Source organism: Frankia sp. Mgl5, assembly GCF_023242985.1.
GTDB lineage: Bacteria > Actinomycetota > Actinomycetes > Frankiales > Frankiaceae > Parafrankia > Parafrankia soli.
In genome coordinates, this window is the sequence record NZ_JALKFY010000333.1 from 1 (window position 1) to 238 (window position 238).

Genomic DNA, 238 nt, shown 5'->3' on the forward strand with positions numbered 1-238 from the left:
GCGTCATACGGTGGAGTCCATTCGACCGGGTAGAGTCTTGCTTTTCCATCCGGGAATGCAAATCGATCTGTGTAGAGCAACGGTGTGCTTGTCCCATCCGGCAATACTGGCCAGACTTGGCTGCTCCACCCTTCCAGTCGATCATAGGAGACGCCGGCAAAGATCGGGGCAAGTGATGCTGCTTCCGCCATGATTTCGCCTGGATGTTGATAATTCCACTTCGCTCCAAGCTGATTGG

At 54.2% G+C, this 238-nt stretch carries 1 protein-coding gene; it reads right to left on the reverse strand.

Annotated elements, in window-relative coordinates:
* Positions 1-238, reverse strand: a 238-nt coding sequence (locus MXD62_RS09565) for a hypothetical protein (protein ID WP_368862361.1), incomplete at both ends; no start/stop codon positions are given.